Below are 23896 nucleotides of genomic sequence, written 5' to 3'. Positions count from 1 at the left end.
GAGCCGGGCTCACCCGGTGTTCTCCAGCTTCTGCCCCTTCAGCAGGAACCACGCCGCGACCGCCGTGCCCAGCAGGACCGCCGCGCCCGCGCCCGAGGCCAGGTGGAGGCCGTGGACGAAGGCGTCGCGGGCCGCGTCCAGCATGGGCCCGGCCGTCCGGCCGGGCAGGTGGGCCGCCGCCTCCACCGCCGCGCCCAGGGAGTCGTGGGCGCCCGGCGGGGTGCCGGCCGGGCCCCGGAAGCCGCCGTAGACGGCGGTCACGATGGAGCCGAGGAGGGCGATGCCCAGGGCGGCGCCCAGTTCGTAGGCCGTCTCGGAAACCGCGGAGGCGGCGCCCGCCTGCTCCTTGGGGACGCTGGAGAGGATGACGTCGGCGGTGACCGTGAAGGACAGGCCCGCGCCGACGCCCACCACCAGCAGGGCGGCGCCGAGCAGCGGGTAGCCCGTGCTCTGGCCGAGCGAGGTCAGCGCGGCCAGGGACAGGCCGACCGCGGCGAGGCCGGCCGAGACCACCGAGCGGACGGAGAAGCGCCGGGCGGCGCTGCCCGCGAGCAGTCCGGCCACCACCGCGCCGACGGCGGCGGGCAGTTCGGCGAGGCCCGCCTCGAACGGCCGCCTGGACTGGACGAGTTGAAGGTACTGGGAGAGGAAGAAGACCAGGCCGGACATGCCGAGCACGGTCAGCAGGTCGGCGAGGACCGCGCCGCTGAAGCCGCGATGCCGGAACAGCCGCATGTCCAGCAGCGGGGCCGGCATGGTCAGCTGGCGGCGCACGAACCCGTACAGCGCGCCCGCGCCCAGCAGACCGGCGGCGAGCGTGGGCCAGGAGAAGCCGTGGGTGGCCGCCTCCTTGACGGCGTAGACGACGCCGATCATGCCGACGAGCGACAGCAGCACGCTGGCCAGGTCCCAGGGGCCCGGCTCCGGGTTGCGGGACTCGGGCAGGGTGCGGATGCCGACCAGGACGAGGACCGCCATCACCGGCAGGTTGATCAGGAAGACCGAGCCCCACCAGAAGTGCTCCAGCAGGAAGCCGCCGGCGATGGGACCGACCGCCGTACCGGCCGAGGCCGTCGCGCCCCAGATGCCGACGGCGAGGCTGCGCTCGCGCGGGTCGTGGAAGAGGTTGCGGATCAGGGCGAGGGTGGCCGGCATCAGGGTCGCGCCCGCGACGCCGAGCAGCGCCCGCGCCAGGATCATCAACTCCGGTGTGGTCGCATAGGCGTTGAGCACGGAGACCGCACCGAACGCGGTGGCTCCGCAGAGCAGGATCCGCTTGCGGCCGATCCGGTCGCCGAGGCTGCCCATGGACACCAGCAGGCCCGCGATGACGAAGGAGTAGACGTCACCGATCCACAGCAGCTGGGTGCCCGAGGGGTGCAGGTCCTCGCTGATGTAGGGGGTGGCCAGGCCGAGGACGGTGGCGTCGACGGCCACCAGCAGCACGGCCAGGACGAGGACGCAGAGCGCGAGCCAGCGGCCCGGACGCTTCTCCACCTCCGCCACGCTTGCCTGCTGCACGGTGCTGGTCATGGTTCCTCTCTCCGTAGCGCGCCGCCGAGCAGCAGCTCGGCGACCATGGTCGGGAAGTCACGGGCGGCCACGCGGCCGTCCAGGGTGGCCCAGGCGCAGGAGGCGGTCAGGCCGTACAGCGCCTCGGTGAGCCAGACGGGGCTGAGATCGATGCGGAACTCGCCGGCCTGCTGCCCGCGCTGGAACAGGGCGCCGATCCGGCCGTCGAGGCGCTGCCAGCCGTCGTTCTGCCGGTCGCCCTCCCACAGCTGGCTCTCGCCGTACAGGAAGGCGAGCAGTCCCGCGGCCGGCTGGATCTCGCGGACCAGCCTGCGTACGGCGTCGGTCGCGGACCCCTCCTCCGGGCGGGCCCGGTCCAGCGCCGCCTCGCACTCCGCGATGCCGAGCGCCTCCAGCGCCCGCACGAGCGCGTCGCGTCCGGCGAAGTGCCGGTGCAGCGTGGCCCGGCTGATCCCGGCGGCCTTGGCGACCTCGTCCATGGTCGCGGTGGATTTACGGGTCAGCAGGGCGGCGGCGGCGCGCAGCACATGGTCTCGGTCCAGGGCCATGAGACAAGAGTAGCCCAAGTGAGACATGACTGTCTCATCGCGGGCATGCACGGCTCATCGCCGCAGGTCAACCGCTGTTCAGCGGGGTCAGCGGGGGGCCTCAGCGAGACCTTGCGGTCAGTGCCAGGGCAGCTCTCCGCGCCGCGCCCAGTAGGCGTCCGGCTCCTCCGTGAGCGTGGCGAGGCGGGTCATCCGGTCCGCGTCCAGGTCGACGGCGGGGGCGTGCAGGTTGGAGGCGAGCTGGGCGAGGGTGGCGGCGCCGGAGAGGACGACGCCCACCCAGGGCCGGCGCAGGATCCAGGCGAGGGCGACGGCGTCGCAGCCCAGCCCCTCCTCGGCGGCGATCGCCTTGAGGATCTCGGGGGCGTGCGGGCCGGCGAGCCGGCCGTTGGCCATGCCCTCCTTGACGATCACGGTCAGCCCGGCGTCATGGGCCTCGGCGAGGGCGGGGGCGGCCGAGTGCTCCAGGATGTTGTACGTCGACTGGACGGTACGGAACAGGGGCGCGTCGCCGACCGTCACCTCCAGGGCGGCACGGACGGTGTCCGCCTGCCGGGGGCCGCTGGTGGAGAAGCCGATCGTCACTCCCCCGGCGGCGGCCTCCGCGAGCCTCGCGTGGAGTTCCTTGTCGGTGAGGGCCGGGCTGTCCGGGGTGAGCGAGTGGATCTGGTAGAGGTCGAGCCGGTCGCCGAGCAGCGCGTCGGTCTCGGCGCGCTGGCGCTCGTACGTCGCCAGGGTGTGGTCCTTGACCTCGTGCCGCTCGGCGTCGGTGGACCAGTCGGCGGTGTAGGTGTAACCCCACTTGCTGCCGACGACGACGTCGTCGACGCCGGGGTGCTCCGTCAGCCACCCGGCGAGGAACTCCTCCGAACGGCCGTAGGAGCGGGCGGCGTCGAAGTAGCGGACGCCCTGGGCGTAAGCGGCGTCGAGGAGTTCATGGGTGCGGGTGCGCAGGGCGTCGACGCTGCGGTCCGCGCCGAGGTCCTCGTCGCGGCCGAGGTTGATGTAGCCGGGGCGGCCGACGGCGGCGAGACCGAGGCCGATGTGGCACGTCGGGGTGGTCGCGTGGGCGAGGCGGGCGAACGGCATCGCGGGCTCCGGTTCGGTCGGTTCCCGACCAACGTAACCCGCGAGTGGCTCCGCCCAGGAGCGTGGCTCGTGCGGTGGGTGCGCGCGTGCGAGTGCGTCCGGGTTGCCCGCGCCCACGCGGCGGCAGCCGCATATCGGCACAGCCCCGCGCCCCTAACGGGGCTTTTTCGCCTCCGCCCAGTGGTGCTGCCGGGCCACGTCCGCCTTGACCTCCGCCAGCTGCACCGCCACCGCGCTCGGGGCGGTGCCGCCGCGGGCGTTGCGGGAGGCGAGGGCGCCAGGGACGTTCAGGACGGTGCGGACCTCGGGGGTGAGGTGGGCGGAGATCTTGGCGAACTGCTCGTCCGTCAGCTCGTCCAGTTCCTTGCCCTCGGCCTCGGCGGCCTTGACGCACTCCCCCGCGACCTCGTGCGCCACCCGGAAGGGGACGCCCTGGCGGACCAGCCACTCGGCGATGTCCGTGGCGAGGGAGAAGCCGGCCGGGGCCAGTTCCTCCATCCGCTCGCGGTGGACGGTGAGGGTGGCCATCATCCCGGTGAACGCGGGCAGCAGGACCTCCAGTTGGTCGCAGGAGTCGAAGACCGGCTCCTTGTCCTCCTGGAGGTCGCGGTTGTAGGCGAGCGGCAGGGCCTTGAGGGTGGCGAGCAGACCGGTCAGGTTGCCGATCAGGCGGCCGGACTTACCGCGGGCCAGCTCCGCGATGTCCGGGTTCTTCTTCTGCGGCATGATCGAGGAGCCGGTGGAGAACGCGTCGTGGAGGGTGACGAAGGAGAACTCCTTCGTGTTCCAGATGATGATCTCCTCGGCGATCCGGGAGAGGTTCACGCCGATCATCGCGGTGATGAAGGCGAACTCCGCGACGAAGTCCCGCGAGGCCGTGCCGTCGATGGAGTTGGCGGCGCTGCCGTGCTCGAAGCCGAGGTCCGCGGCCACCGCCTCCGGGTCAAGGCCCAGCGAGGAGCCGGCGAGGGCGCCCGAGCCGTACGGCGACACGGCCGTGCGCTCGTCCCACTGGCGCAGCCGCTCGGCGTCACGGGACAGGGACTGGACGTGGGCGAGGACGTGGTGGGCGAACAGCACCGGCTGGGCGTGCTGGAGGTGGGTGCGGCCGGGCATCGCCACGTCCGGGTGGGCCTCCGCCAGGCCGATCAGGGCGTCCTGGAGGTCGGCGATCAGGCCGCCGATGATCCGGGCGTGGTCCCTGAGGTACATCCGGAAGAGGGTGGCCACCTGGTCGTTCCGGGAACGGCCGGCGCGGAGTTTGCCACCGAGGTCCGGGCCGAGGCGCTCCAGCAGGCCACGCTCCAGGGCGGTGTGCACGTCCTCGTCGGCGATGGTGCCGGTGAAGGAGCCGTCGGCGACGTCCGCCTCCAGCCGGTCGAGGCCGGCGAGCATGCGGGTCAGCTCGTCCTCGGTGAGCAGTCCGGCCCGGTGCAGCACGCGGGCGTGGGCGCGCGAGCCGGCGATGTCGTAGGGCGCGAGCCGCCAGTCGAAGTGGACGGACGCGGACAGCTTCGCCAGGGCCTCGGCGGGACCGTCGGCGAAACGGCCGCCCCAGAGCCGTACGTCACCGCTGTTGCTGCTCACTGCGTTGCTCCTCGGGAGATGTCTCTGTGCCACCGCCTCCCCGCCCTTGCGGGTGGGGAGGCGGCCGTCAGTGTGATGCGCGTGCGAGGTGGACCCCGTAAGGGATCGCGGGGTTACGCGAGGTCCCGCTTGGCGGCGATCTTCGACGACAGGCTGTAGATGTCGATGAAGCCCTTGGCCGCCGCCTGGTCGAAGGTGTCGCCGGTGTCGTACGTGGCGAGGTTGAAGTCGTACAGGGACGACTCGGAGCGCCGGCCGGTGACGACCGCGCGGCCGCCGTGCAGGGTCATCCGGATGTCGCCGTTGACGTGCTGGCTCGCCTCGTCGATGAAGCCGTCCAGGGCGCGCTTGAGCGGGGAGAACCACTGGCCGTCGTAGACCAGCTCGCCCCAGCGCTGCTCGACCTGGCGCTTGTAGCGGGCCAGCTCGCGCTCGACCGTGACGTTCTCCAGCTCCTGGTGGGCGGTGATCAGGGCGATGGCACCCGGAGCCTCGTAGACCTCGCGGGACTTGATGCCGACCAGGCGGTCTTCGACCATGTCGATCCGGCCGATGCCCTGGCCGCCCGCGCGCTCGTTGAGCTGCTGGATGGCCTGGAGGACGGTGACGGGCTTGCCGTCGATCGCGACCGGGACGCCCTGCTTGAAGCTGATGACGACCTCGTCGGCCTCGCGCGGGGTGGCGGGGTTGGAGGTGTACTCGTAGATGTCCTCGATCGGGGCGTTCCAGATGTCCTCCAGGAAGCCCGTCTCGACGGCGCGTCCGAAGACGTTCTGGTCGATGGAGTACGGGGACTTCTTGGTGGTGGCGATCGGGAGCTGCTTGGCCTCGCAGAAGGCGATCGCCTTGTCGCGGGTCATCGCGTAGTCGCGGACCGGGGCGATGCACTTCAGGTCGGGGGCGAGGGCGACGATGCCGGCCTCGAAGCGGACCTGGTCGTTGCCCTTGCCGGTGCAGCCGTGGGCGACCGTGGTGGCGCCGTGCTTCTTGGCGGCGGCGACGAGGTGCTTGACGATCGTCGGCCGGGAGAGGGCGGAGACCAGCGGGTAGCGGTCCATGTACAGGGCGTTGGCCTTGATCGCCGGGAGGCAGTACTCGTCGGCGAACTCGTCCTTGGCGTCGGCGACCTCGGCCTCGACCGCGCCGCACGCGAGGGCGCGCTTGCGGATGACGTCCAGGTCCTCGCCGCCCTGGCCGACGTCGACCGCAACGGCGATGACCTCGGCGCCCGTCTCCTCGGCGATCCAGCCGATGGCGACGGAGGTGTCCAGACCGCCTGAGTAGGCGAGTACGACGCGCTCGGTCACGGGTTTCTCCTCACAGTGCATTCGCTGACATGCATGAGTATGCAGAAGTCCGCATGATTCGTCAATCACCCCTCCGGGTGACATGGCCGGAGAGGTGATTCCGGACGGACCGTCCGGGCTGCCGTCGCCACTGGCCCCGTTTAGCGTCGGAGCATGCGCCCCGGTGTCGTCGCCAGCCTCGTGTCCGTCTCCGTGCTCGGCCTGCTCGGGGCCGCGCCTGCCCCGGTGCCGCGCGCACCGGGACCGGTGCCGCTCCCCGCGCGCCTCGCGGACACCGGTGGCGGCACCCAGCTGATCGTCGCGCAGGCGCCGGACACGTCGTCCACGACGGGCACGGTCACCTGGTGGGACCTGCGCGACGGCACCTGGACGCAGGCCGGCTCCGTGCCCGCGCGGTTCGGGGCCAAGGGGCTGGTCGAGGGGAACGCGCGCGCCCAGGGGACGCAGACGACGCCGACCGGGCTGTACGACCTTCCGTTCGCGTTCGGCATCAAGGCGGCGCCGGCCGGCACGCGGATCTCCTACCGGGCGGTGACGGAGAGTTCCTGGTGGTGCGAGGACAACGCGTCGTCGTCGTACAACCGCTGGACGGATCCGCTGCCGGCCGACTGCCGTGCCGCGGAGTCGGAGCGGCTGGGCGCGTATCGGGTGCCGTACGCGTACGGGCTCATCGTGGGGTTCAACTACCACCGGCCGGTGCGGGGGCGGGGGGCCGGGATCTTCCTGCATGTCAACGGGGCGGGGGCGACGGCCGGTTGTGTGTCGGTGCCGGAGGATGCCATGCGGCGGATTCTGCGGTGGGTGGTGCCGGGGGCGGAGCCGCGGATCGCCATCGGCACCGAGGGCGGCGTCACAGGGGTTACCCGGTACTGAGTTCGCCGTGCGTCCGTCGCGGCGGGACCGCAGGTCGTCGCGGCCCCGCGCCCCTCAAGCGGGCAAGCTGACCCGGAAGGTCGTGGAGCCCGGTGCGCTCTGCACGTCCACCGTGCCGCCGTGCGCCTCCACCACCGCGGCCACGATCGACAGGCCGAGGCCCGCGCCCGTGGCGGAGGAGTCGCCGTGGCGGCGGTGGTCGGCGCGGGTGAAGCGTTCGAAGACGGCGGAGCGGAGGTCCTCGGGGATGCCGGGGCCGTCGTCGTGGACGCGGAGGAGGACGGCGCCGGGGCCGGGGTCCAGGGTCAGGGTGACCTTGGTGCCGACGGGCGTGTGCAAACGTGCGTTGGCCAACAGGTTGGCCACCACCTGGTGGAGGCGGTGAGCGTCGCCGGTGACCGTGACCGGGTCCTCGGGGAGGTCCAGGGCCCAGCCGTGGCCGGGACCGGCGGCGCGGGCGTCGGTGACCGCGTCCAGGACCAGCCGGGTCAGGTCGACCGGGCCGCGCTCCAGCGGGCGGCCCGCGTCGAGGCGGGCGAGCAGCAGCAGGTCGTCCACCATCAGGCCCATCCGCGAGGACTCGGCGGCGATGCGCTCCAGGGCGCGGGTGACCTCCGGCGGCACCGGTCCGGGATGCAGCAGGCCCAGCTCGGCGTGGCCGCGCACCGAGGCGACCGGGGTGCGCAGCTCATGGCTGGCGTCGGCGGCGAACCGGCGCAGCCGCTCCTCGCTGGCGTGCCGTTTGGTGAGCGCGTCCTCGACATGGCCGAGCATGCCGTTGAGGGCCGCGGCGACCTGGCCGACCTCGCTGTGCGGGTCGGTGACGGGGGCGCGCGGGGGCAGCGCGACCGCACCGCTGGCGAGCGGGAGCCGGCTGACCCGTGCGGCGGTGGCGGTGACCCGGCCGAGGGGGCGCAGGGACCAGCGGACCCAGAGGGCGCCGGTCACTCCGGCCGTCGCCAGGGCGAGGCCGAAGACGACCCCGGCGACCAGCTCCAGGCGGTGGACCGCCGCCTCGACGGGCTTCAGCGGGAGCCCCGCCATCAGCACGTCGCCGTCGCGGCCGGGGGTGGCGACGACCCGGTAGTGGCCCAGGGCGGAGAGTTCGACGGTGTGCGGGTGGCCGTCGGCCGGGATCCGGGCGAGCCGTTCGGCGTCCCGCGCGGTCAGGGTGATGTCCAGGTCGACATTGAGGTCACCGGACCGGATGAGGCCCTTGTCCGCGACGGTGCCCTGCCGCAGGCAGGCGCCGAAGGTGCCGGTGGCCATCCGGCGGGTGTCGGCGTCCTCGTCGCCGTCGTGGTCGTCGGGCAGCCTGCCGTGGTGCTCCAGGCTCTCCGGGAACCGGGTGCCGACCTGGGCGAGCTGTTCGTCCAGGCGCTGGGTGAGGAAGCCGTTCAGCTCGACCACGGCGGCCACCCCGACCGCGGCGCAGCTCACCGCGAGCAGCACCACCAGACCGAAGGTGATCCGTGCACGCAGGGTGCGGAAACGGGGCAGCCGGCGGAGGATCCCCCCGGCCCTCCCCCGGCCACCGGCCCTCCCCCGGCCACCGGCCCTCCCCCGCCCGCCCCGGTCCGCACCCCCACCGGCTCTCCTCCGGTCACCCTTGCCCGCACGGTCACCGGCTCCCACCTGCCCGCCGTCCTGCGTGGCGCCACCGGCTCCCACCCGGCCGCCCTCCTCCGCACCGCGAGCGGTCTTCCCCCGGTTCCACGGCCTCACCCGGTCACCGGTTTCAGCACGTACCCCGCCCCGCGCACCGTGTGGATCATGGGCTCGCGGCCGGCGTCGATCTTCTTGCGGAGGTAGGAGATGTACAGCTCGACCACATGGGCGCGGCCGCCGAAGTCGTAGGACCAGACCCGGTCGAGGATCTGCGCCTTGCTGAGGACGCGGCGGGGATTGCGCATCAGGAAGCGCAGCAGCTCGAACTCGGTCGGCGAGAGCTCGATCAGCTCGCCGGACCGGGTCACCTCGCGGGCGTCCTCGTCCATCACCAGATCGCCGACGACGAGTCCGGGGTCCTCCTCCGGCTCCGGGCGGCGGGCCATGCCGGCGCGGCGCAGCAGTCCGCGCAGCCGGGCCACGACCTCCTCCAGGCTGAAGGGCTTGGTGACGTAGTCGTCGCCGCCCGCGGTGAGTCCGGCGATCCGGTCCTCGACCGCGTCCCGCGCGGTGAGGAAGAGGACGCACACCTCGGGCTGGGTCTCGTGCAGCCGGCGCAGCACCGTGAAGCCGTCCATGTCGGGGAGCATCACGTCCAGCACGACGGCGTCGGGCTCCAGCTCGCGCGCGGCGGCGAGGGCGGCGGCGCCGTCGGGGGCCGCGCGCACCTGCCAGCCCTCGTAGCGCAGGGCGCCGGTGAGCACCTCGGCGAGGTCGGGGTCGTCGTCCACGACGAGGACGCGCAGCGCGGTGCCGTCGGGGCGGGTGAGGGCCGGTCGGCCGGAACGGGTCGTAGTCATCGCGCCTCCCAGCATCTCCGGTGCGCGCGGCGGACGGTCGCCGCGGGGGCTCTGAGTTTCCTCTGAGTCCGCTCGGCGGGGTGTCATACCCGCTGGTCAGGGGCGGTTTGTGAGAGGTCTCTGAGACCTCTGTGAGAAAGCGCTCAGAGATCTGGGCGCGGGCCCTTTCTCAGAGGTGCCTCAGAGGTGGGTCCCGCACAGTGGCTCCGCCGGCCGGGGCCCGGTCGGCGGACGAAGGGACGGCACTGATGACAGCCGTGGACATGAGACGGGCGGCGCCGCCCCGGCCGGGGGTCGCGCGGCGCTCCCCCGCGGGGCCGTTGCTGGCCGTGCTGTGGGCGGGTGCGGCGGCCGTGGTCGCGCTGTGGTGGGCGGACACCGCCTCCGTGGTCGGCGCGGCGGGCTGGCTGACCGGTGCAGGACGGATCGCCGGGCTGCTGTGCGGGTACGCCTGCGCGGTGCTGGTCGGCCTGATGGCGCGGGTGCCGGCGCTGGAGAACCGGGTGGGCTCGGACCGGGTGGCCCGCTGGCACGCGATGGCCGGGCGGTACACGGTGTGCCTGCTGGTGGCGCACATCGGGCTGATCCTCGCCGGGTACGCGGCGCAGGACCGGGCGTCGCTGTGGCACGAGACGGTCACCGTGGTGCTGGACTACCCGGACATGCTGAAGGCCACCGCCGGCACGCTGATCCTGTTCGCGGTGGGCATCACCTCGGCGCGGGCGGCCCGGCGGCGGATCCGGCACGAGTTCTGGTACTACGTCCATCTGCTGACGTACGCGGCCGTGTTCCTGGCCTTCTTCCACCAGGTGTCGCTGGGCGAGCAGTTCAACGGCGATCCGGTGGCGACCGCCGCCTGGTACGCGCTCTACCTCGGGGTCGCGGCGCTCGTGGTGTGGTTCCGGGTGCTCGCGCCGATCCGGCTCAACCGGCGCCACCGGCTGCGGGTGGAGTCGGTGCGGCAGGAGGCGCCGGGAGTGTTCTCGGTCGTGGTGCGCGGCCGGGATCTGGACCGGCTGGGCGCGCGCTCCGGGCAGTTCTTCCGGTGGCGGTTCCTCGCCGAGGGCATGGCCTGGACGTCCACGCCGTACTCCCTGTCGGCGCCGCCGCGCCCGGACCGGCTGCGGATCACGGTGAAGGCGCTGGGCGACCACAGCGCGGCGATATCCACGCTCCGTCCCGGCACCCGCGTATGGGCGGAGGGCCCCTACGGCGCGCTGACCGCCGACCGGGCCACCGGCGGGCGGTCCCTGCTGATCGCGGCCGGTGTCGGCATCACCCCGCTGCGGGCCCTGTTCGAGACGCTGCCCGGCGAGGTCACCCTGCTGTACCGGGCGCGTTCGGCCGAGGACCTGGCGCTGGGCGCCGAGCTGGAGGCGATTGCGCGGTGGCGCGGCGCCGAGGTGCTGTACGCGCTGAACGGGCCGCACGGCGAGCGTCCCCGCATCACCGCGGAGTCGCTGCGCGCGCGGTTCCCCGATCTGCGGGCCCGCGACGTGTACATCTGCGGGCCCCACGGGTTCGCGCGGGATGTGTACGAGACCCTGCGCGCGGCGGGTGCGCGGGACCGCCGCATCCATCACGAGTCGTTCGAGCTGTGAGAGTTGTGAGGCCCAGGTCATGCACGCATTGAGGAAGAACCGCCCGCTGCGCCGCGTCGTGCTGGCGAGCGCCACGACGGTCTCCGCCGTGGTGCTGCTGCTGTCCTTGAAGCCGCACACCAGTCCCGGTCTCGCCATGGGCGCGTCGGCTTCGGTCCCGCAGAGCGGCGCGAGCGCGCCGTCGTCGTCCGGGAGTTCTCCGGCGCCCGGTGGCACCCCGGCCGCCGGAGGTGCCTCGAAGACCGTCACCGGAGAGACCGAGCAGACCCGCTGGGGCCCGGTCCAGGTACGGGTGACCATCAAGGACGGCAAGCTCACCGACGTCACGGCCCTCCAGTACCCCACGGCCAACCCGCGCGACCAGGAGATCGCCGGCTACGCCCTCCCCCAGCTGCGGCGCGAGGCGCTGGCCGCGCAGAGCGCGCAGATCGACATGGTCTCGGGCGCGACGTACACCAGCACCGGCTACCAGCAGTCCCTCCAGTCCGCGCTGGACCAGGCCCGTGGGTGAGGCGGTGCGGCACGCGGAGGAGGTCATGGGGACCGTGTTCTCCTTCGACGTGCGGGGCGGGGAGCCCGGTGCGGTGCGGGCGGTGCTCGGGGAGGTCGTGGCCGCACTGCACGGCGTCGACGCGGTGTTCAGCACCTACCGGGAGGACAGCGAGGTGTCGCGGCTGGCCCGCGGCGAGACGGATGTGGAGCGGTGCGTGCCCGAGGTCGCGGAGGTGCTGGAGCTGGCGGCGCGGGCGGAGCGGGTGAGCGGGGGGTGGTTCAGCGCGCGGTACCGGGGGGTGCTGGATCCCACCGGGATCGTCAAGGGCTGGTCGGCGGAGCGGGCCGCGCGGCGGCTGGCCGGCGTGGAGGGGGTGACCGGGGTCGGTGTCAGCGGCGGCGGGGACGTGCAGTCGCTGGGTGCGCCGGAGCCGGGGCGGCCCTGGCGGGTGGGGATCGCGGACCCGCTGCGGCCGGGCGGGCTGGCCGCGGTGGTGTCGGGGGCGGGCGAGCTGGCGGTGGCCACGTCGGGCACGGCCGAGCGGGGTGCGCACATCGTGGACCCGCGAACGGGAGAGCCCGCGGTGACGGACCTGGTGTCGGTGACCGTAGTGGCACCCCAGTTGACCTGGGCGGACTGCTGGGCCACGGCCGCGTTCGCGCGGGGCTCGCGGCCGGGGCTCAGCTGGCTGGAGTCGCTGCCCGACGCCGAGGGACTGCTGCTGACGGCGGACGGCGGGGTGCTCCACACCACGGGACTGGCCGCGCACATAGAGTGAAAAACGGGTTGAAAGGAAAATTTCTTCGCCCAGGAGCCATCCCAGTTCCGTTCTCGGACGTACCCCCTGTGCAGAAAATTTCCGGGAGGAACGTTATGTCCATCTTCAGCAGTCTGCTGCCCCAGGGCGGCGGCCACGGAGGCCACGGCCGGGGTCACGGCCGCGACCACGACGATGACGACCGCTTCGACGCGTTCGACCGCTTCGACCGCCACGGGGACCGGCACGGCGACCGTCACGGCCACGGTCATGGCGGCCACGGTCACGGCCACGGCGGCCACGGCGGCCACGGCGGCTACTGACCCACCCCACACAGGCTGAGCGGACCGGGGCCCGGAGGACCCGGTCCGCAAAGCCGCTGTCCGAGGAACGGATCCCATGGCGCGAGTCCTGCGGCGTCTGCTGTCCTGGGGGGACCCCGAAGACCCCTCCTCCGGCACCCCCGAAGCCTCCGGCGATGTCGTCGCCGCCGCGCCCGTCCTCTCACCGCGCGCGGTCTTCCGCCGGTTCTGGCCCTACACCCGCGGCAACCGGCGCTGGCTCGTCCCGTTGCTGCTGCTCAGCCTGACCGGACCGGTCATCGACGCCGGTGAACTGTGGCTGTTCAAGAGCGTCGTGGACCAGGTGCTGGTCCCCCGGGACCTGGGCCCCTTTCTGTGGATCGCCCCGGCCTACCTGGGGCTGATGCTGTGCTCCGGCACCCTCGGGTTCGCCGACGAGATGACCTCCACCTGGGTCGGCGAACGCTTCCTGCTCTCGCTGCGCTGCGATGTCTTCCGGCATGTGCAGGGCCTGTCCCTCGGCTTCTTCGAACGCCGCCGGCTCGGCGACGTGCTCTCCCGCGTCACGGGCGACGTGGACGCGGTCGAGACCTTCCTGCTCTCGGGCGTGGCGGACGCCCTGTACTACCTGCTCCAACTGGCCGTGTTCGTCGGCCTGTTGTTCTATCTGAGCTGGGATCTGACCCTGCTCGCGCTGGTCATCGTGCCGCTGTTCTGGGGCGCCGCCCGGCACTTCTCGCGGCTGATCAAGGACGCCTCGCGGGAGCGCAGACGGCGCACCGGCTCGCTCAGCGCGATCGCCGAGGAAGTGCTCGGCAATGTCGCCCTCGTGCAGGCGTACAACCGGCAGGGCTGGGAGGCGCGCCGGTTCGAGCGGGAGAACGTGGGCCGGTTCCGGGCGGTGATGGCCTCGACGCGGATCAGGTCCCTGTACGCCCCCCTGGTGGAGATCATCGAGGTGGCGGGCGGGCTCGCGGTGCTGGGCCTCGGCACCTGGAAGCTCTCCCAGGGCCAGCTCACCCTGGGCGGGCTGCTGGTCTTCCTCGCCCTGATCGGCAAGATGTACAGCCCCGTGCACGGCCTGTCCGGGCTCGGCACCACCTTCTACACCGCCGCCGCCTCGGCCGAGCGGATCATCGAGCTGCTGGACCAGCGGCCGCAGGTCACCGAGCGGGCCGGCGCCCGTCCCGTCGGCCGGGCGCGCGGGGCGGTGGAGTTCGACGGGGTCTGGTTCCGCTACCCCGGTACCAGCCCCTGGGCCCTCTCCGGCGTGTCGTTCCGGGTGGCGCCCGGCGAGACGCTGGCGCTGGTCGGGGCGAGCGGCGCGGGCAAGTCCACGGCCGCGCGCCTCCAGCTGCGGTTCTACGACCCAGACCGGGGCGCGATCCGGCTCGACGGCACCGATCTGCGCGAGCTGCGCCTGGCCGATGTGCGGGAGAACGTCGCGGTGGTGCTCCAGGAGACCCTGGTCTTCCACGGCACCGTCCGGGAGAACATCGCCTACGGCCGCCCGGAGGCGTCCGAGGCGGAGATCGTCGCGGCGGCACGGGCGGCGGACGCGCACGAGTTCATCGCACGGCTCCCGGACGGCTACGACACCCTCGTCGGCCAGCGCGGCCGCACCCTGTCCGGCGGCCAGAGCCAGCGCCTCGCGATCGCCCGCGCGATGGTCAGGGACGCGCCCGTGCTGCTGCTCGACGAGCCGACCACCGGGCTCGACGCGGATTCCGGACGGCGGATCATGGAACCGCTGCGCCGGCTGATGGCCGGTCGGACGACCATCGTCATCTCGCACAACCTGCTCACCGTGCGCGACGCCACCCGGATCGTGGTGCTCGACCGGGGCCGGGTCGTGGAGGACGGCGCCCACGGCGATCTGCTGGTGCGCGACGGGACGTACGCCCGGCTGCACCGGCTGAGCACCGGCACGGTGCTCTCGTAGCCCGGTCGGCCGTCACGTCAGCTGGGACGGCACATGGGGCTCCCGCGTCAGCACATGCCCGGTCTGGAGGTGGGCACGGGCGAGGACCGTGCCGTCGGCGGAGGTCAGCCGGGCACCTGAGATCGCGTCCGCGTCGACGGGCACCTGCGCTCCCCAGTGCCCCTGCCCGTCGCGCACGGTGAAGTCACCCACCCGCACGGTCGTGCCGTCGGAGCGCTCCAGCACACAGCTGACCCGGCCGGTGTACGCGCTGCCGTGTCCGGCCAGGTCGACGGAGACGAAGATCCAGCCGGGGCTGCCGGGATGGGCGTAGACCTCGCCGATGGACGACCCGCCGGCCGAGTTCGCGGTCATGTCCCCGACCAGCATGGGCTCGGACTCCATGGTGCGCGGGGGCGAGGCGGTGACCGTCTCCACGGCGGTGCCGATGCCCCAGCCGGCGAACCCGGCGACCACCGCGAGTCCGGCCGCGGCCGCCCCGAGCCGGATCCGGGACCGGCGCGCCCGCCCGCGCAGGACCGGGAAGGCCGGGGCGCGCGTGGCGCGCCCGTACGCGGCCGCCTGCTGGGCGAGGCTGCGCGCCACCCTCGTCTCGAAGCCAAGCGGCGGCTCCTGGCAGGGCAGCAGTCCGATCAGCCGGTCGCCGACCAGGGTCAGCTGGCGGACGAACTCCCGGCAGTCCGCGCAGGTGTCCAGATGGGCGATCGCCTCCGCGCGCTCGCGTCCGGGCAGCACGCCCAGCGCCAGCTCGGCGCCGATCTCGCGCGTCTTCTCGCAGTTCGCGTCACTGGACATGGCCGCCTCGCTCCGGGGCCGACAGTGTGGTGCGCAGTTTGCCCATCGCCGCCCTGATGCGGGTCTTGGCGGTGCCCAGCGGGATCTGTTCGGTGTCGGCGACCTGCTGGGCGGTCATTCCGTAGATGCCGGCCATCATCAGGGCCCGCGCCTGTTCGCGGGGCAGCCGGGAGACGGCGGCCCGCAGCCGGGCGGAGGCCTCGTCGGCCAGCGCCCAGCGCTCGGGGGTCTCGGTGACGGTGCCGAGCAGGGCGTCGAGGTCCTCGGGGGCCACCGGCTCGGTGCGCCGGGCGCGGACGGCGTCGATGGCCAGGTTGTGCGCGATGGTGGTCAGCCAGGTGGTGACCGAACCCCGGCGCGAGTCGTAGATCTGCGCGTGCCGCCACGCGCGCTCGAACGTCTGCTGGGCGACGTCCTCGGCGAGCTGACGGTCCCCGGTGACGGCCATGGCGACGCCGAAGACCCGGTGCTGGAAACGCCGTACGAAGACGACGGCCAGCTCCTGGTCTCCGGTGGCCAGCCCGGACAGCAGAGCCTCGTCCGGGAGGCGACCCACGGGGAACCGCAAACCCGACACACCTCTTCATACGGCCGACGGCCACGGGGAGATTGCCGCTTCCATTCTCCGCCGGGAGGCCCGGCCCCGCATGCCGGTCGGGGCCCGGCTCAGTGGCCGTTCTGCGCGAGCTTGAGCAGATGGTCCGCGAGCGCCTGGCCGCCGGTGGGATCGCGGCTGATCAGCAGCAGGGTGTCGTCGCCCGCGATGGTGCCGAGGATGTCGTGCAGTTCGGCCTGGTCGATGGCCGAGGCGAGGAACTGGGCGGCGCCCGGTGGGGTGCGCAGCACCACCAGGTTGGCCGAGGCCTCCGCGGAGATCAGCAGCTCCTGGGACAGGCGCCGCATCCGCTCCTCCTTGGCGGACTCGCCGAGCGGTGCGCGCGGGGTGCGGAAGCCGCCTTCGCTGGGCACGGCGTAGATGAGGTCGCCGTCGTTGTTGCGGATCTTGACCGCGTTCAGCTCGTCGAGGTCCCGGCTCAGCGTCGCCTGGGTGACGCTGAGCCCGTCGTCGGCGAGCAGCTTGGCGAGCTGGCTCTGCGAGCGGACCGGTTCCCGGTTGAGGATGTCCACGATCCGGCGGTGCCGTGCGGTGCGGGTCTGCGGTACGGCGGGCCCGGCACCTGTCTGCTGCTCGTGCTCCTGCGCCTGGCTCATCGTCGTCTCATTCTCCGGATCGTCCGTCCCCGCCTGCGTCGAGGATGCCAGGCAGCGCCTGGAGCAAGGCACCCGCCTCGTCGTCGCGCAGGTTCAGCGGGGGCATGAGCCGTACGACGTCGGGGGCGGGGGCGTTCACCAGGAACCCGGCCTCCTGGGCCGCCTGCTGCACCTGGTGCGCGCGCGGCCCGGTGAGCACGATACCCAGGAGCAGGCCCCCGCCCCGGACATGGTCGACCAGGGGGTGGCCCAGCGCCTCGATGCCGGCGCGCAGCCGCTCGCCCTGCCGCTTCACGTTCTCCAGCAGTCCCTCGCCCTCGATGGTGTCGAGGACGGCGAGACCGGCGGCACAGGCGACCGGGTTGCCGCCGAAGGTCGTGCCGTGCTGGCCGGGCTGGAGCAGGTCGGCGGCGCGGCCGAAGGCGACGGTGGCGCCGAGCGGGAGGCCGCCGCCGAGCTGCTTGGCGAGGGTGACCACATCGGGCAGCACGCCCTCGTGGGCCTGGTAGGCGAACCAGGTGCCGGTGCGGCCGACCCCGGTCTGCACCTCGTCCAGGACCAGCAGGGCGCCGGTGGCGGCGGTGATGGCGCGGGCCGCCTTGAGATAGCCGGGCGGGGGTACCACGACGCCGTTCTCCCCCTGGATCGGCTCGATGATCACCAGGGCGGTGTCCGCGGTGACGGCCGCGGCCAGGGCCTGGGCGTCGCCGTAGGGGACGTGGGTGACCTCGCCGGGCAGCGGGCGGAAGGGGTCCTGCTTGGCGGGCTGCCCGGTGAGCGCGAGGGCGCCCATCGTACGGCCGTGGAAGCCGCCCTCGGTGGCGACGACATGGGTGCGCCCGGTGAGTCGGCCGATCTTGAAGGCGGCCTCGTTGGCCTCGGCGCCGGAGTTGCAGAAGAACACCCGGCCCTCGCGGCCGAACAACTGGAGCAGCCGTTCGGCCAGCGCGATGGGCGGCTCCGCCATGAACAGGTTGGAGACATGGCCGAGGGAGGCGATCTGCCTGCCGACGGCGGCCACGATCGCCGGGTGGGCGTGCCCGAGCGCGTTGGTGGCGATGCCGCCGACGAAGTCGGTGTACGCGCGGCCCTCGGCGTCCCACACGGTGGCTCCCGCGCCGCGCACGAGCGGCAGGCGGGGGGTGCCGTAGTTGTTCATGAGCGCGCCCTGCCAGCGCTGCGCCAGGTCCTGATTACCCGTCCGGTTACCCGTCTGATTCCCCGTCACGATGCGTCCTTTGCGGGCTCGTCGGGCACGACCATGGTGCCGATGCCCTCGTCGGTGAAGATCTCCAGCAGGATGGAGTGCTGCACCCGGCCGTCGATGACGCGGGCCGTGTGCACGCCGCCCCGCACGGCGTGCAGGCAGCCCTGCATCTTCGGGACCATGCCGGAGCTCAACTCCGGGAGCAACTTCTCCAGTTGGGTGGCGGTGAGGCGGCTGATCACCTCGTCGGAGTGCGGCCAGTCCTCGTAGAGGCCCTCGACATCGGTGAGAACCATGAGGGTTTCGGCGCCAAGGGCCGCAGCGAGTGCCGCAGCCGCCGTATCAGCATTGACGTTGTAGACATGACCGTCGTCCTGGCTCCGGGCGATGGAGGAGACGACCGGGATGCGGCCGTCGGCGAGCAGGGCCTCGATGGCGCCGGTGTCGATCGCGGTGATCTCGCCGACGCGCCCGATGTCGACCAACTCCCCGTCGATCTCGGGCCGATGACGGGTGGCTGTGATGGTGTGGGCGTCCTCGCCGGTGAGGCCGACGGCGAGCGGGCCGTGCTGGTTGAGCAGGCCGACCAGTTCGCGCTGCACCTGTCCGGCCAGCACCATCCGTACGACGTCCATGGCCTCGGCGGTGGTCACCCGCAGGCCGGCCTTGAACTCGCTGACGATGCCGTGCCGGTCGAGGGCGGCGCTGATCTGGGGGCCGCCGCCGTGCACCACGACCGGCTTGAGCCCGGCGTGCCGCAGGAAGACGACGTCCTGGGCGAAGGCGGCCTTCAGCTCCTCGTCCACCATGGCGTTGCCGCCGAACTTGATGACGACGATCTTTCCGTGGTGCCGGGTCAGCCAGGGCAGCGCCTCGACGAGGATCTGCGCCTTGGGCAGGGCCGTGTGCTTACGGGTCGTGGTCATGAGGAGTAGGCGCTGTTCTCGTGGACGTAGTCGGCGGTCAGGTCGTTGGTCCAGATCGTCGCGGTCTCGGTGCCGGCGGCGAGGTCGGCCACGATGTGGACCTCGCGGTAGCGCATGTCGACCAGGTCGCGGTCCTCGCCGACGGAGCCGTTCTTGCACACCCAGACGCCGTTGATGGCGACGTTCAGCTGGTCGGGCTCGAAGGCGGCGCTCGTGGTGCCGATCGCGGACAGGACGCGGCCCCAGTTGGGGTCCTCGCCGTGGATGGCGCACTTGAGGAGGTTGTTGCGGGCGATGGAGCGGCCCACCTCGACGGCGTCCGCCTCGCTGGCCGCGCCCACCACCTCGACCTTGATGTCCTTGCTGGCGCCCTCGGCGTCGCCGATGAGCTGACGGCCGAGGTCCGCGCAGACCTGCCGTACGGCCTCGGCGAAGGCGTCGAACTCGGGGGTGACGCCGGCGGCGCCGGAGGAGAGCAGCAGCACGGTGTCGTTGGTGGACATGCAGCCGTCGGAGTCGACGCGGTCGAAGGTGACCCTGGTGGCGGCGCGCAGGGCCTTGTCCAGGGTGGCGTCGTCCGCGTCGGCGTCGGTGGTGAGCACGACCAGCATGGTGGCGAGGCCGGGGGCGAGCATGCCGGCGCCCTTGGCCATGCCGCCGACGGTCCAGCCGTCCCCGGTCACCACGGAGGTCTTGTGCACGGTGTCGGTGGTCTTGATGGCGATGGCGGCCTTCTCGCCGCCGTGCTCGGACAGCTGCGCGGCGGCGGTCCCGATGCCGGGGAGCAGCTTGTCCATGGGCAGCGGGACGCCGATGAGGCCGGTGGAGCAGACGGCGACCTCGATGGCGCCGCGGCCCAGCACCTCGCCCGCCTTCTCGGCGGTGGCGTGGGTGTCCTGGAAGCCCTTGGGGCCCGTACAGGCGTTGGCGCCGCCGGAGTTGAGGACGACGGCGGAGACCTGGCCGCCCTTCATGACCTGCTCGGACCACAGCACCGGCGCGGCCTTGACGCGGTTGGCGGTGAAGACGCCGGCGGCGGCCCGGCGGGGCCCGTCGTTGACCACCAGGGCCAGGTCGGGGTTGCCGTTCTGCTTGATCCCGGCGGCGATGCCCGCCGCCCGGAATCCCTTGGCTGCCGTGACGCTCACGGTGCGACTCCGATCGTGGAAAGCCCGGTGGTCTCGGCGAGACCGAGGGCGAGGTTCATGCTCTGGACGGCACCGCCGGCGGTGCCCTTGGTCAGGTTGTCGATGGCGCTGATGGCGATGATGCGGCCCGCGGCCTCGTCGTACGCGACCTGCACCTGAACGGCGTTGGAACCGTGGACGGCGGCTGTCGCGGGCCACTGGCCCTCGGGCAGCAGGCGGACGAAGGGCTCCTCGGCGTACGCCTTCTCGTACGCGGCGCGCACCGCCTGCGCGCCCACTCCGTCGCGGGCCCTGGCGCTGCACGTGGCGAGGATGCCGCGGGGCATCGGGGCGAGGGTCGGGGTGAAGGAGACGGTGACCGGCTCCCCCGCGACCGCGCCGAGGTTCTGGATCATCTCGGGGGTGTGCCGGTGGCCGCCGCCGACGCCGTACGGCGACATGCTGCCCATGACCTCGCTGCCCAGCAGGTGCGGCTTGGGTGCCTTGCCCGCGCCGGAGGTGCCGGAGGCGGCGACGATCACGGCCTCGGGCTCGGCGATCCGCGCGGCGTACGCCGGGAAGAGTGCGAGGGTCGCGGCGGTGGGGTAGCAGCCGGGTACGGCGATCCGCCTGGTGCCGGTGAGGGCGGCGCGGGCGCCGGGGAGCTCGGGCAGGCCGTAGGGCCAGGTGCCGGCGTGCGGGGAGCCGTAGAACTTCTCCCAGTCGGCCGCGTCCGCGAGCCGGAAGTCGGCGCCCATGTCGATCACCAGCACGTCCGGGCCGAGCTGTTCGGCGACGGCGGCGGACTGGCCGTGCGGCAGCGCGAGGAAGACCACGTCGTGCCCGGCGAGGGCGTCGGCCGTGGTCGCGGCCAGCACCCGGTCGGCCAGCGGCCACAGGTGCGGCTGGAGCGCGCCGAGCCGCTGCCCGGCGTTGGAGTTCGCGGTCAGGGTTCCGATCTCGACCTCGGGGTGCGCGAGGAGCAGCCGCAGGACCTCTCCGCCCGCGTACCCACTCGCTCCGGCAACCGCCGCACGTACCGCCATGTCCGTCCTCCTCTGGATGGCATGACTATACGCATCCTTGCACGTTTATGCAATGACTATGCAGGAGTGCGGGCGTCGGGGCGGGGCCGCTCCGCGCCCGTGACGGAACGAGGACATCCCGGAGAACCGCCCGTAACTGGCTGCGAGATACAAATACTTCCGACCGCACGGACAGCGCTCGTGCCGGACTCGATCCGCGGCGATTCGGCCTCGACCTGGGGGAAGCACCTTGAAGTCCACTCGCATCACCGCACTCGCCGCCATCGGCGTCGCCGTCACCCTCTCGCTCACCGCCTGCGGCAACGGCGGCTCCGGGAAAGCCGGGAACGACCCGTCCGCCACGGGCTCCCTGCCGGCCTCGTCCTCCACACCGTCGGCCAGTGGCTCGAAGCCGGCGGACAGTGACTCGAAGCCGGCGGGCGGCTCGGGCTCCGGTGGCTCGGCGGCGGCGCCCCCCGGTGACGGCGGCCAGGCCGCGGACGGCTCGGCGAAGACCAGCGGCAAGATCACGTTCTGCAAGACGGCGGACCTGGCCATCGACGCCAGGGACGCCGCGCCCGACAAGAGCTCCGGCAGGATCGACATCACCATGGTCAACCGGGGTTCGGCCACCTGCTCGGCGACGGGCTTCGCGGGGGTCGACATCAAGGACGCCGACCACACGTCGAGCCCCGTCGAACGCGGCCACGCCCAGCCGCGCGTCACCGTCCTGAAGCCCGGCGACGCCGCCGTCTTCGACCTCGCCTACGACATCGACGCCACCGGCCACAGCCTCACGTCCCCGACCGGCATCCTGGTGACGCCCCCGAACGAGAACCACACCGTGACCCTGAAGTGGCCGGCGGGCGCGGGACCGATCAAGGGCGCCTACACCGACGTCGAGGTCTACCCGACGCACACGACCGAGTAGGGCGGCTGGCTAGACTCACCGGCATGCCACTGCGTCCCGTCCAGGTGAACATCAAGGCCCTCGATCCCCAGGCGGTCGGCCGGTTCTGGGCGGCGGCGCTCGGCTGGAGCGCCTATCACCCCGGCGTGACCACCTATGTCGGACCCGAGGGCGGCCTCGTCTGGCCGGACCCGGTCGCCCTCGGCATCGACATCGTGCCCGTCCCGGAGCCCGGCGCGGCGGTGAAGAACCGGGTGCACCTCGATCTCGCCACCACCTCACCGGCCCACCAGACGGACCTGGTCGGGCGCCTCACGGCCCTCGGCGCGACACCCGTCGACGTGGGCCAGGGCGAGGTGCCGTGGCGGTGCCTCGCCGACCCGGAGGGCAACGAGTTCTGCGTGCTGGAGCCCCGCGAGGTCTACCGGGACACCGGGCCGATCGCCGCGGTGGTGGTCGACTGCGCCGATCCGGGCGCCATGGCCCGGTTCTGGGGCGAGGCGACCGACTGGGTCACGCACCGGGTGACCGACGATCTCGCGGTACTGCGCTCCCCCGAGGACACCGGCCCCTACCTGGAGTTCCTCCGCACGCCCGGCGGTAAGACCGCCCCGGACCGCGTCCACCTCGACCTGCTGCCCTACCCCGGCGACGACAGGGCGGCGGAGGTGACCCGGCTGCGCTCCCTCGGTGCCACCGACCTCGACCTCGGCCAGGGCGACGTCCCCTGGACGTGCCTGACGGACCCGGAGGACCACGAGTTCTGCGTGCTCGACTCGCCCGGCTAGAGCGTGTCTCTTTGATGGGTTGATCAGTTGGTCGGATGTGTCCGTCCGATTAGTGATCACCGATGCGATGTGGGACCGGATCGAGCCGCTGATGCCTGCCGATCCGGTCGGCGGGACGCGATGGGCCGACCACCGCCGCACTCTTGAGGCCATCGCGTGGAAGTACCGCACCAACTCGCCCTGGCGGGACCTTCCCGACGAGCTCGGCTCGTTCCGGACCGCTCACAAGCGGCTGATCAGGTGGGCCGTCGACGGCACCTGGGAGATGATCCTTGCCGCAGTCCTGGCGGCGGACGCCGACGACGACATCGACTGGACGGTGTCGGTGGACTCCACGGTCGTCCGGGCTCACCAGCACGCTGCCGGGGCGCTCAAAAGGGGGCGGTCCGCTCCGGCGGGCCCGCCGATCACGCGCTCGGACGCTCCCGCGGCGGGCTGAGCACCAAGGTCCACCTGGCCGCAGACGGCCGCGCACGGCCCCTCGCCTTCACCGTCACCGCGGGCCAGGCAGGCGCTGCACCCGCGTTCGAGACGGTGATGTCCCGCATCCGCGTGCCCCGCACTGGTCCGGGCAGGCCCCGGACCAGGCCCCCGGCCGTTCTGGCCGACCGCGCGTACTCCTCACGTGCCATCCGCAGCCACCTGCGGCGCCGGGGTATCCGTGCGGTGATCCCGCAGCTGTCCGACCAAGTCGGCCACCGCCTGCGGCGAGGCCGGCTCGGTGGCCGTCCGCCCGGCTTCGACAGCGAGGCGTACAAGCAGCGGAACACTGTCGAGCGGTGCATCAACCGCCTCGAGCAGTGGCGCGGCCTGGCCACACGAACCGACAAGCTCGCGATCGCCTACCAAGCCGCACTCCACCTCGCGGGCATCCTCATCTGGGTTGGAAGCTGACCAAAGAGACAGAACATAGCTCCGTCTCCGTCGCCTCCACCCGCTCCCGCGCCGCCTGCACCCCCGGGTCGGACAGCACAGCCGAGAGACGTCCTCCGCCTCCGCGAAGGCCCTGGTGCGGGCGTGCCGCCGCACGTCGTCCTGCACCTGCTGCTCCTCGGCCTCCTGGTCGCTCGCGCTCATGACGCCGCTCCTTCCGTGGCCGCCCACTCCACCCCGAGGTCGGCGCGGGTGGCGCGCTGCTCGTCGGTGAGGCGGTCCCGGCGTTGCCGGGTGTTGGAGAGGAACACGCCCAGCCGGACGGGGACGCCCTCCCTGCCCTGCTGCTTGGGCCTGCCGGCGCCCTCCCTGGTCCCGGCCGCCGTGGGCGGGAGGGGTTCGGTGTGCTGCCGCGGCACCTTCACGTGCCCCTCCCGCTCTACGAACTGTCGCAGCGCCTCCAGGTCCCGCTGGAATGCCTGGGAGCCCTTGACCCTCACCGGTGCCTGCCCGCCGCGCGCGGGGTGCTCAGC

Annotated in this window: 24 protein-coding genes; 9 read left to right on the top strand and 15 right to left on the bottom strand. The window is 72.8% G+C overall.

Features of this window, described 5'->3' with window-relative positions:
• Positions 1–9: 9 nt before the first annotated feature.
• The 5 genes from ACE4Q9_RS27165 to ACE4Q9_RS27145 form a co-directional block, all read right to left on the bottom strand.
• On the bottom strand, positions 10–1533 hold the full coding sequence (locus tag ACE4Q9_RS27165) for an MFS transporter (RefSeq protein WP_397986855.1): 1524 nt from the start codon (positions 1531–1533) through the stop codon (positions 10–12).
• Positions 1530–2081, bottom strand: coding sequence for a TetR/AcrR family transcriptional regulator (locus ACE4Q9_RS27160; RefSeq protein ID WP_397986854.1), 552 nt, complete (start codon positions 2079–2081; stop codon positions 1530–1532). Before ACE4Q9_RS27160 ends, ACE4Q9_RS27165 begins: the two co-directional genes overlap by 4 nt.
• A gap of 117 nt (positions 2082–2198) precedes the next feature.
• The gene (locus ACE4Q9_RS27155; protein WP_397986853.1) at positions 2199–3170 is read right to left on the bottom strand and encodes an aldo/keto reductase; all 972 of its coding nucleotides are present in this window, start codon (positions 3168–3170) and stop codon (positions 2199–2201) included.
• 153 nt (positions 3171–3323) lie between these two features.
• Positions 3324–4757: an argininosuccinate lyase gene (argH, locus tag ACE4Q9_RS27150; protein WP_397986852.1), complete on the bottom strand. Its 1434-nt coding sequence runs from the start codon at positions 4755–4757 to the stop codon at positions 3324–3326.
• Between the two features lie 113 nt (positions 4758–4870).
• Positions 4871–6064 carry an argininosuccinate synthase gene (locus ACE4Q9_RS27145; protein WP_397986851.1) on the bottom strand — a complete coding sequence of 398 codons (1194 nt, stop codon included), beginning with the start codon at positions 6062–6064 and terminating at the stop codon, positions 4871–4873.
• 153 nt (positions 6065–6217) lie between these two features.
• On the opposite strand from ACE4Q9_RS27145, the gene ACE4Q9_RS27140 reads away from it, so the two are divergent.
• Positions 6218–6937, top strand: coding sequence for a L,D-transpeptidase (locus ACE4Q9_RS27140; RefSeq protein ID WP_397986850.1), 720 nt, complete (start codon positions 6218–6220; stop codon positions 6935–6937).
• Between the two features lie 54 nt (positions 6938–6991).
• Here the strand turns inward: ACE4Q9_RS27140 and ACE4Q9_RS27135 are convergent, their stop codons facing one another.
• Together ACE4Q9_RS27135 and ACE4Q9_RS27130 are read right to left on the bottom strand one after the other, a co-directional pair.
• On the bottom strand, positions 6992–8392 hold the full coding sequence (locus ACE4Q9_RS27135; RefSeq protein WP_397986849.1) for a sensor histidine kinase: 1401 nt from the start codon (positions 8390–8392) through the stop codon (positions 6992–6994).
• 266 nt (positions 8393–8658) lie between these two features.
• Positions 8659–9405 carry a response regulator transcription factor gene (locus ACE4Q9_RS27130; RefSeq protein WP_397986848.1) on the bottom strand — a complete coding sequence of 249 codons (747 nt, stop codon included), beginning with the start codon at positions 9403–9405 and terminating at the stop codon, positions 8659–8661.
• A gap of 248 nt (positions 9406–9653) precedes the next feature.
• On the opposite strand from ACE4Q9_RS27130, the gene ACE4Q9_RS27125 reads away from it, so the two are divergent.
• From ACE4Q9_RS27125 to ACE4Q9_RS27105, 5 genes are all read left to right on the top strand, one after another.
• Positions 9654–11006 (top strand): ferric reductase-like transmembrane domain-containing protein, encoded by a 1353-nt coding sequence (locus ACE4Q9_RS27125; RefSeq protein WP_397986847.1) that lies wholly within the window; start codon positions 9654–9656, stop codon positions 11004–11006.
• Positions 11007–11025: 19 nt separating this feature from the next.
• A complete protein-coding gene (locus ACE4Q9_RS27120) occupies positions 11026–11517 on the top strand; it encodes an FMN-binding protein (protein ID WP_397986846.1) in 492 nt (163 codons plus the stop codon).
• A 25-nt stretch (positions 11518–11542) separates the two neighbouring features.
• Positions 11543–12277, top strand: a complete 735-nt coding sequence (locus tag ACE4Q9_RS27115; protein WP_397986845.1) for an FAD:protein FMN transferase — start codon at positions 11543–11545, stop codon at positions 12275–12277.
• A 95-nt stretch (positions 12278–12372) separates the two neighbouring features.
• On the top strand, positions 12373–12579 hold the full coding sequence (locus ACE4Q9_RS27110) for a hypothetical protein (RefSeq protein WP_397986844.1): 207 nt from the start codon (positions 12373–12375) through the stop codon (positions 12577–12579).
• 76 nt (positions 12580–12655) lie between these two features.
• Positions 12656–14500, top strand: a complete 1845-nt coding sequence (locus ACE4Q9_RS27105; RefSeq protein WP_397986843.1) for an ABC transporter ATP-binding protein — start codon at positions 12656–12658, stop codon at positions 14498–14500.
• 12 nt (positions 14501–14512) lie between these two features.
• On the opposite strand, the gene ACE4Q9_RS27100 is transcribed toward ACE4Q9_RS27105, so the two are convergent.
• The 7 genes from ACE4Q9_RS27100 to argC form a co-directional block, all read right to left on the bottom strand.
• Positions 14513–15295 carry a zf-HC2 domain-containing protein gene (locus ACE4Q9_RS27100; protein ID WP_397986842.1) on the bottom strand — a complete coding sequence of 261 codons (783 nt, stop codon included), beginning with the start codon at positions 15293–15295 and terminating at the stop codon, positions 14513–14515.
• Positions 15285–15872 (bottom strand): RNA polymerase sigma factor, encoded by a 588-nt coding sequence (locus tag ACE4Q9_RS27095; RefSeq protein WP_086809001.1) that lies wholly within the window; start codon positions 15870–15872, stop codon positions 15285–15287. The genes ACE4Q9_RS27100 and ACE4Q9_RS27095 overlap by 11 nt, the downstream gene beginning before the upstream one ends.
• Before the next feature lie 89 nt (positions 15873–15961).
• Complete coding sequence (locus ACE4Q9_RS27090) at positions 15962–16507, bottom strand: arginine repressor (RefSeq protein WP_285560682.1); 546 nt, start codon at positions 16505–16507, stop codon at positions 15962–15964.
• Positions 16508–16514: 7 nt separating this feature from the next.
• Positions 16515–17735, bottom strand: coding sequence for an acetylornithine transaminase (locus ACE4Q9_RS27085; protein ID WP_397986841.1), 1221 nt, complete (start codon positions 17733–17735; stop codon positions 16515–16517).
• Entirely contained in the window at positions 17732–18640 is a 909-nt protein-coding gene (argB, locus tag ACE4Q9_RS27080) for an acetylglutamate kinase (RefSeq protein ID WP_397986840.1), read from the bottom strand. Before argB ends, ACE4Q9_RS27085 begins: the two co-directional genes overlap by 4 nt.
• Positions 18637–19788 carry a bifunctional glutamate N-acetyltransferase/amino-acid acetyltransferase ArgJ gene (argJ, locus tag ACE4Q9_RS27075; protein ID WP_397986839.1) on the bottom strand — a complete coding sequence of 384 codons (1152 nt, stop codon included), beginning with the start codon at positions 19786–19788 and terminating at the stop codon, positions 18637–18639. The genes argB and argJ overlap by 4 nt, the downstream gene beginning before the upstream one ends.
• Positions 19785–20813: an N-acetyl-gamma-glutamyl-phosphate reductase gene (gene argC / locus ACE4Q9_RS27070; protein WP_397986838.1), complete on the bottom strand. Its 1029-nt coding sequence runs from the start codon at positions 20811–20813 to the stop codon at positions 19785–19787. The genes argJ and argC overlap by 4 nt, the downstream gene beginning before the upstream one ends.
• A 229-nt stretch (positions 20814–21042) precedes the next feature.
• On the opposite strand from argC, the gene ACE4Q9_RS27065 reads away from it, so the two are divergent.
• The 3 genes from ACE4Q9_RS27065 (at position 21043) to ACE4Q9_RS27055 (ending at position 23384) form a co-directional block, all read left to right on the top strand.
• Positions 21043–21723 carry a DUF4232 domain-containing protein gene (locus tag ACE4Q9_RS27065; RefSeq protein ID WP_397986837.1) on the top strand — a complete coding sequence of 227 codons (681 nt, stop codon included), beginning with the start codon at positions 21043–21045 and terminating at the stop codon, positions 21721–21723.
• A gap of 23 nt (positions 21724–21746) precedes the next feature.
• On the top strand, positions 21747–22490 hold the full coding sequence (locus tag ACE4Q9_RS27060) for a VOC family protein (RefSeq protein ID WP_397986836.1): 744 nt from the start codon (positions 21747–21749) through the stop codon (positions 22488–22490).
• A gap of 67 nt (positions 22491–22557) precedes the next feature.
• Positions 22558–23384 (top strand): IS5 family transposase gene (locus ACE4Q9_RS27055; protein ID WP_397987342.1). Its coding sequence is split into 2 segments (ribosomal slippage): positions 22558–22873 and positions 22873–23384, totalling 828 coding nucleotides; the frame shifts between segments, so codons are not numbered across the junction.
• Positions 23385–23563: 179 nt separating this feature from the next.
• Here the strand turns inward: ACE4Q9_RS27055 and ACE4Q9_RS27050 are convergent.
• A complete protein-coding gene (locus ACE4Q9_RS27050; RefSeq protein ID WP_397986835.1) occupies positions 23564–23863 on the bottom strand; it encodes a helicase associated domain-containing protein in 300 nt (99 codons plus the stop codon).
• Positions 23864–23896: the final 33 nt, after the last annotated feature.

The sequence above is a fragment of the Streptomyces sp. AM6-12 genome (genome assembly GCF_044327085.1).
Taxonomy (GTDB): Bacteria; Actinomycetota; Actinomycetes; order Streptomycetales; family Streptomycetaceae; genus Streptomyces.
Note: the sequence above shows the minus strand (reverse complement) of the source record. Positions and strands in the feature narration are given on the sequence as shown.

Coding starts and splice junctions, on each gene's coding strand:
- ACE4Q9_RS27165 (WP_397986855.1), bottom strand. CDS start 1,533: ATGACCAGCACCGTGCAGCAGGCAAGCGTGGCGGAGGTGGAGAAGCGT.
- ACE4Q9_RS27160 (WP_397986854.1), bottom strand. CDS start 2,081: ATGGCCCTGGACCGAGACCATGTGCTGCGCGCCGCCGCCGCCCTGCTG.
- ACE4Q9_RS27155 (WP_397986853.1), bottom strand. CDS start 3,170: ATGCCGTTCGCCCGCCTCGCCCACGCGACCACCCCGACGTGCCACATC.
- ACE4Q9_RS27140 (WP_397986850.1), top strand. CDS start 6,218: ATGCGCCCCGGTGTCGTCGCCAGCCTCGTGTCCGTCTCCGTGCTCGGC.
- ACE4Q9_RS27130 (WP_397986848.1), bottom strand. CDS start 9,405: ATGACTACGACCCGTTCCGGCCGACCGGCCCTCACCCGCCCCGACGGC.
- ACE4Q9_RS27125 (WP_397986847.1), top strand. CDS start 9,654: ATGACAGCCGTGGACATGAGACGGGCGGCGCCGCCCCGGCCGGGGGTC.
- ACE4Q9_RS27120 (WP_397986846.1), top strand. CDS start 11,026: ATGCACGCATTGAGGAAGAACCGCCCGCTGCGCCGCGTCGTGCTGGCG.
- ACE4Q9_RS27115 (WP_397986845.1), top strand. CDS start 11,543: ATGGGGACCGTGTTCTCCTTCGACGTGCGGGGCGGGGAGCCCGGTGCG.
- ACE4Q9_RS27110 (WP_397986844.1), top strand. CDS start 12,373: ATGTCCATCTTCAGCAGTCTGCTGCCCCAGGGCGGCGGCCACGGAGGC.
- ACE4Q9_RS27105 (WP_397986843.1), top strand. CDS start 12,656: ATGGCGCGAGTCCTGCGGCGTCTGCTGTCCTGGGGGGACCCCGAAGAC.
- ACE4Q9_RS27100 (WP_397986842.1), bottom strand. CDS start 15,295: ATGTCCAGTGACGCGAACTGCGAGAAGACGCGCGAGATCGGCGCCGAG.
- ACE4Q9_RS27090 (WP_285560682.1), bottom strand. CDS start 16,507: ATGAGCCAGGCGCAGGAGCACGAGCAGCAGACAGGTGCCGGGCCCGCC.
- argB (WP_397986840.1), bottom strand. CDS start 18,640: ATGACCACGACCCGTAAGCACACGGCCCTGCCCAAGGCGCAGATCCTC.
- argC (WP_397986838.1), bottom strand. CDS start 20,813: ATGGCGGTACGTGCGGCGGTTGCCGGAGCGAGTGGGTACGCGGGCGGA.
- ACE4Q9_RS27060 (WP_397986836.1), top strand. CDS start 21,747: ATGCCACTGCGTCCCGTCCAGGTGAACATCAAGGCCCTCGATCCCCAG.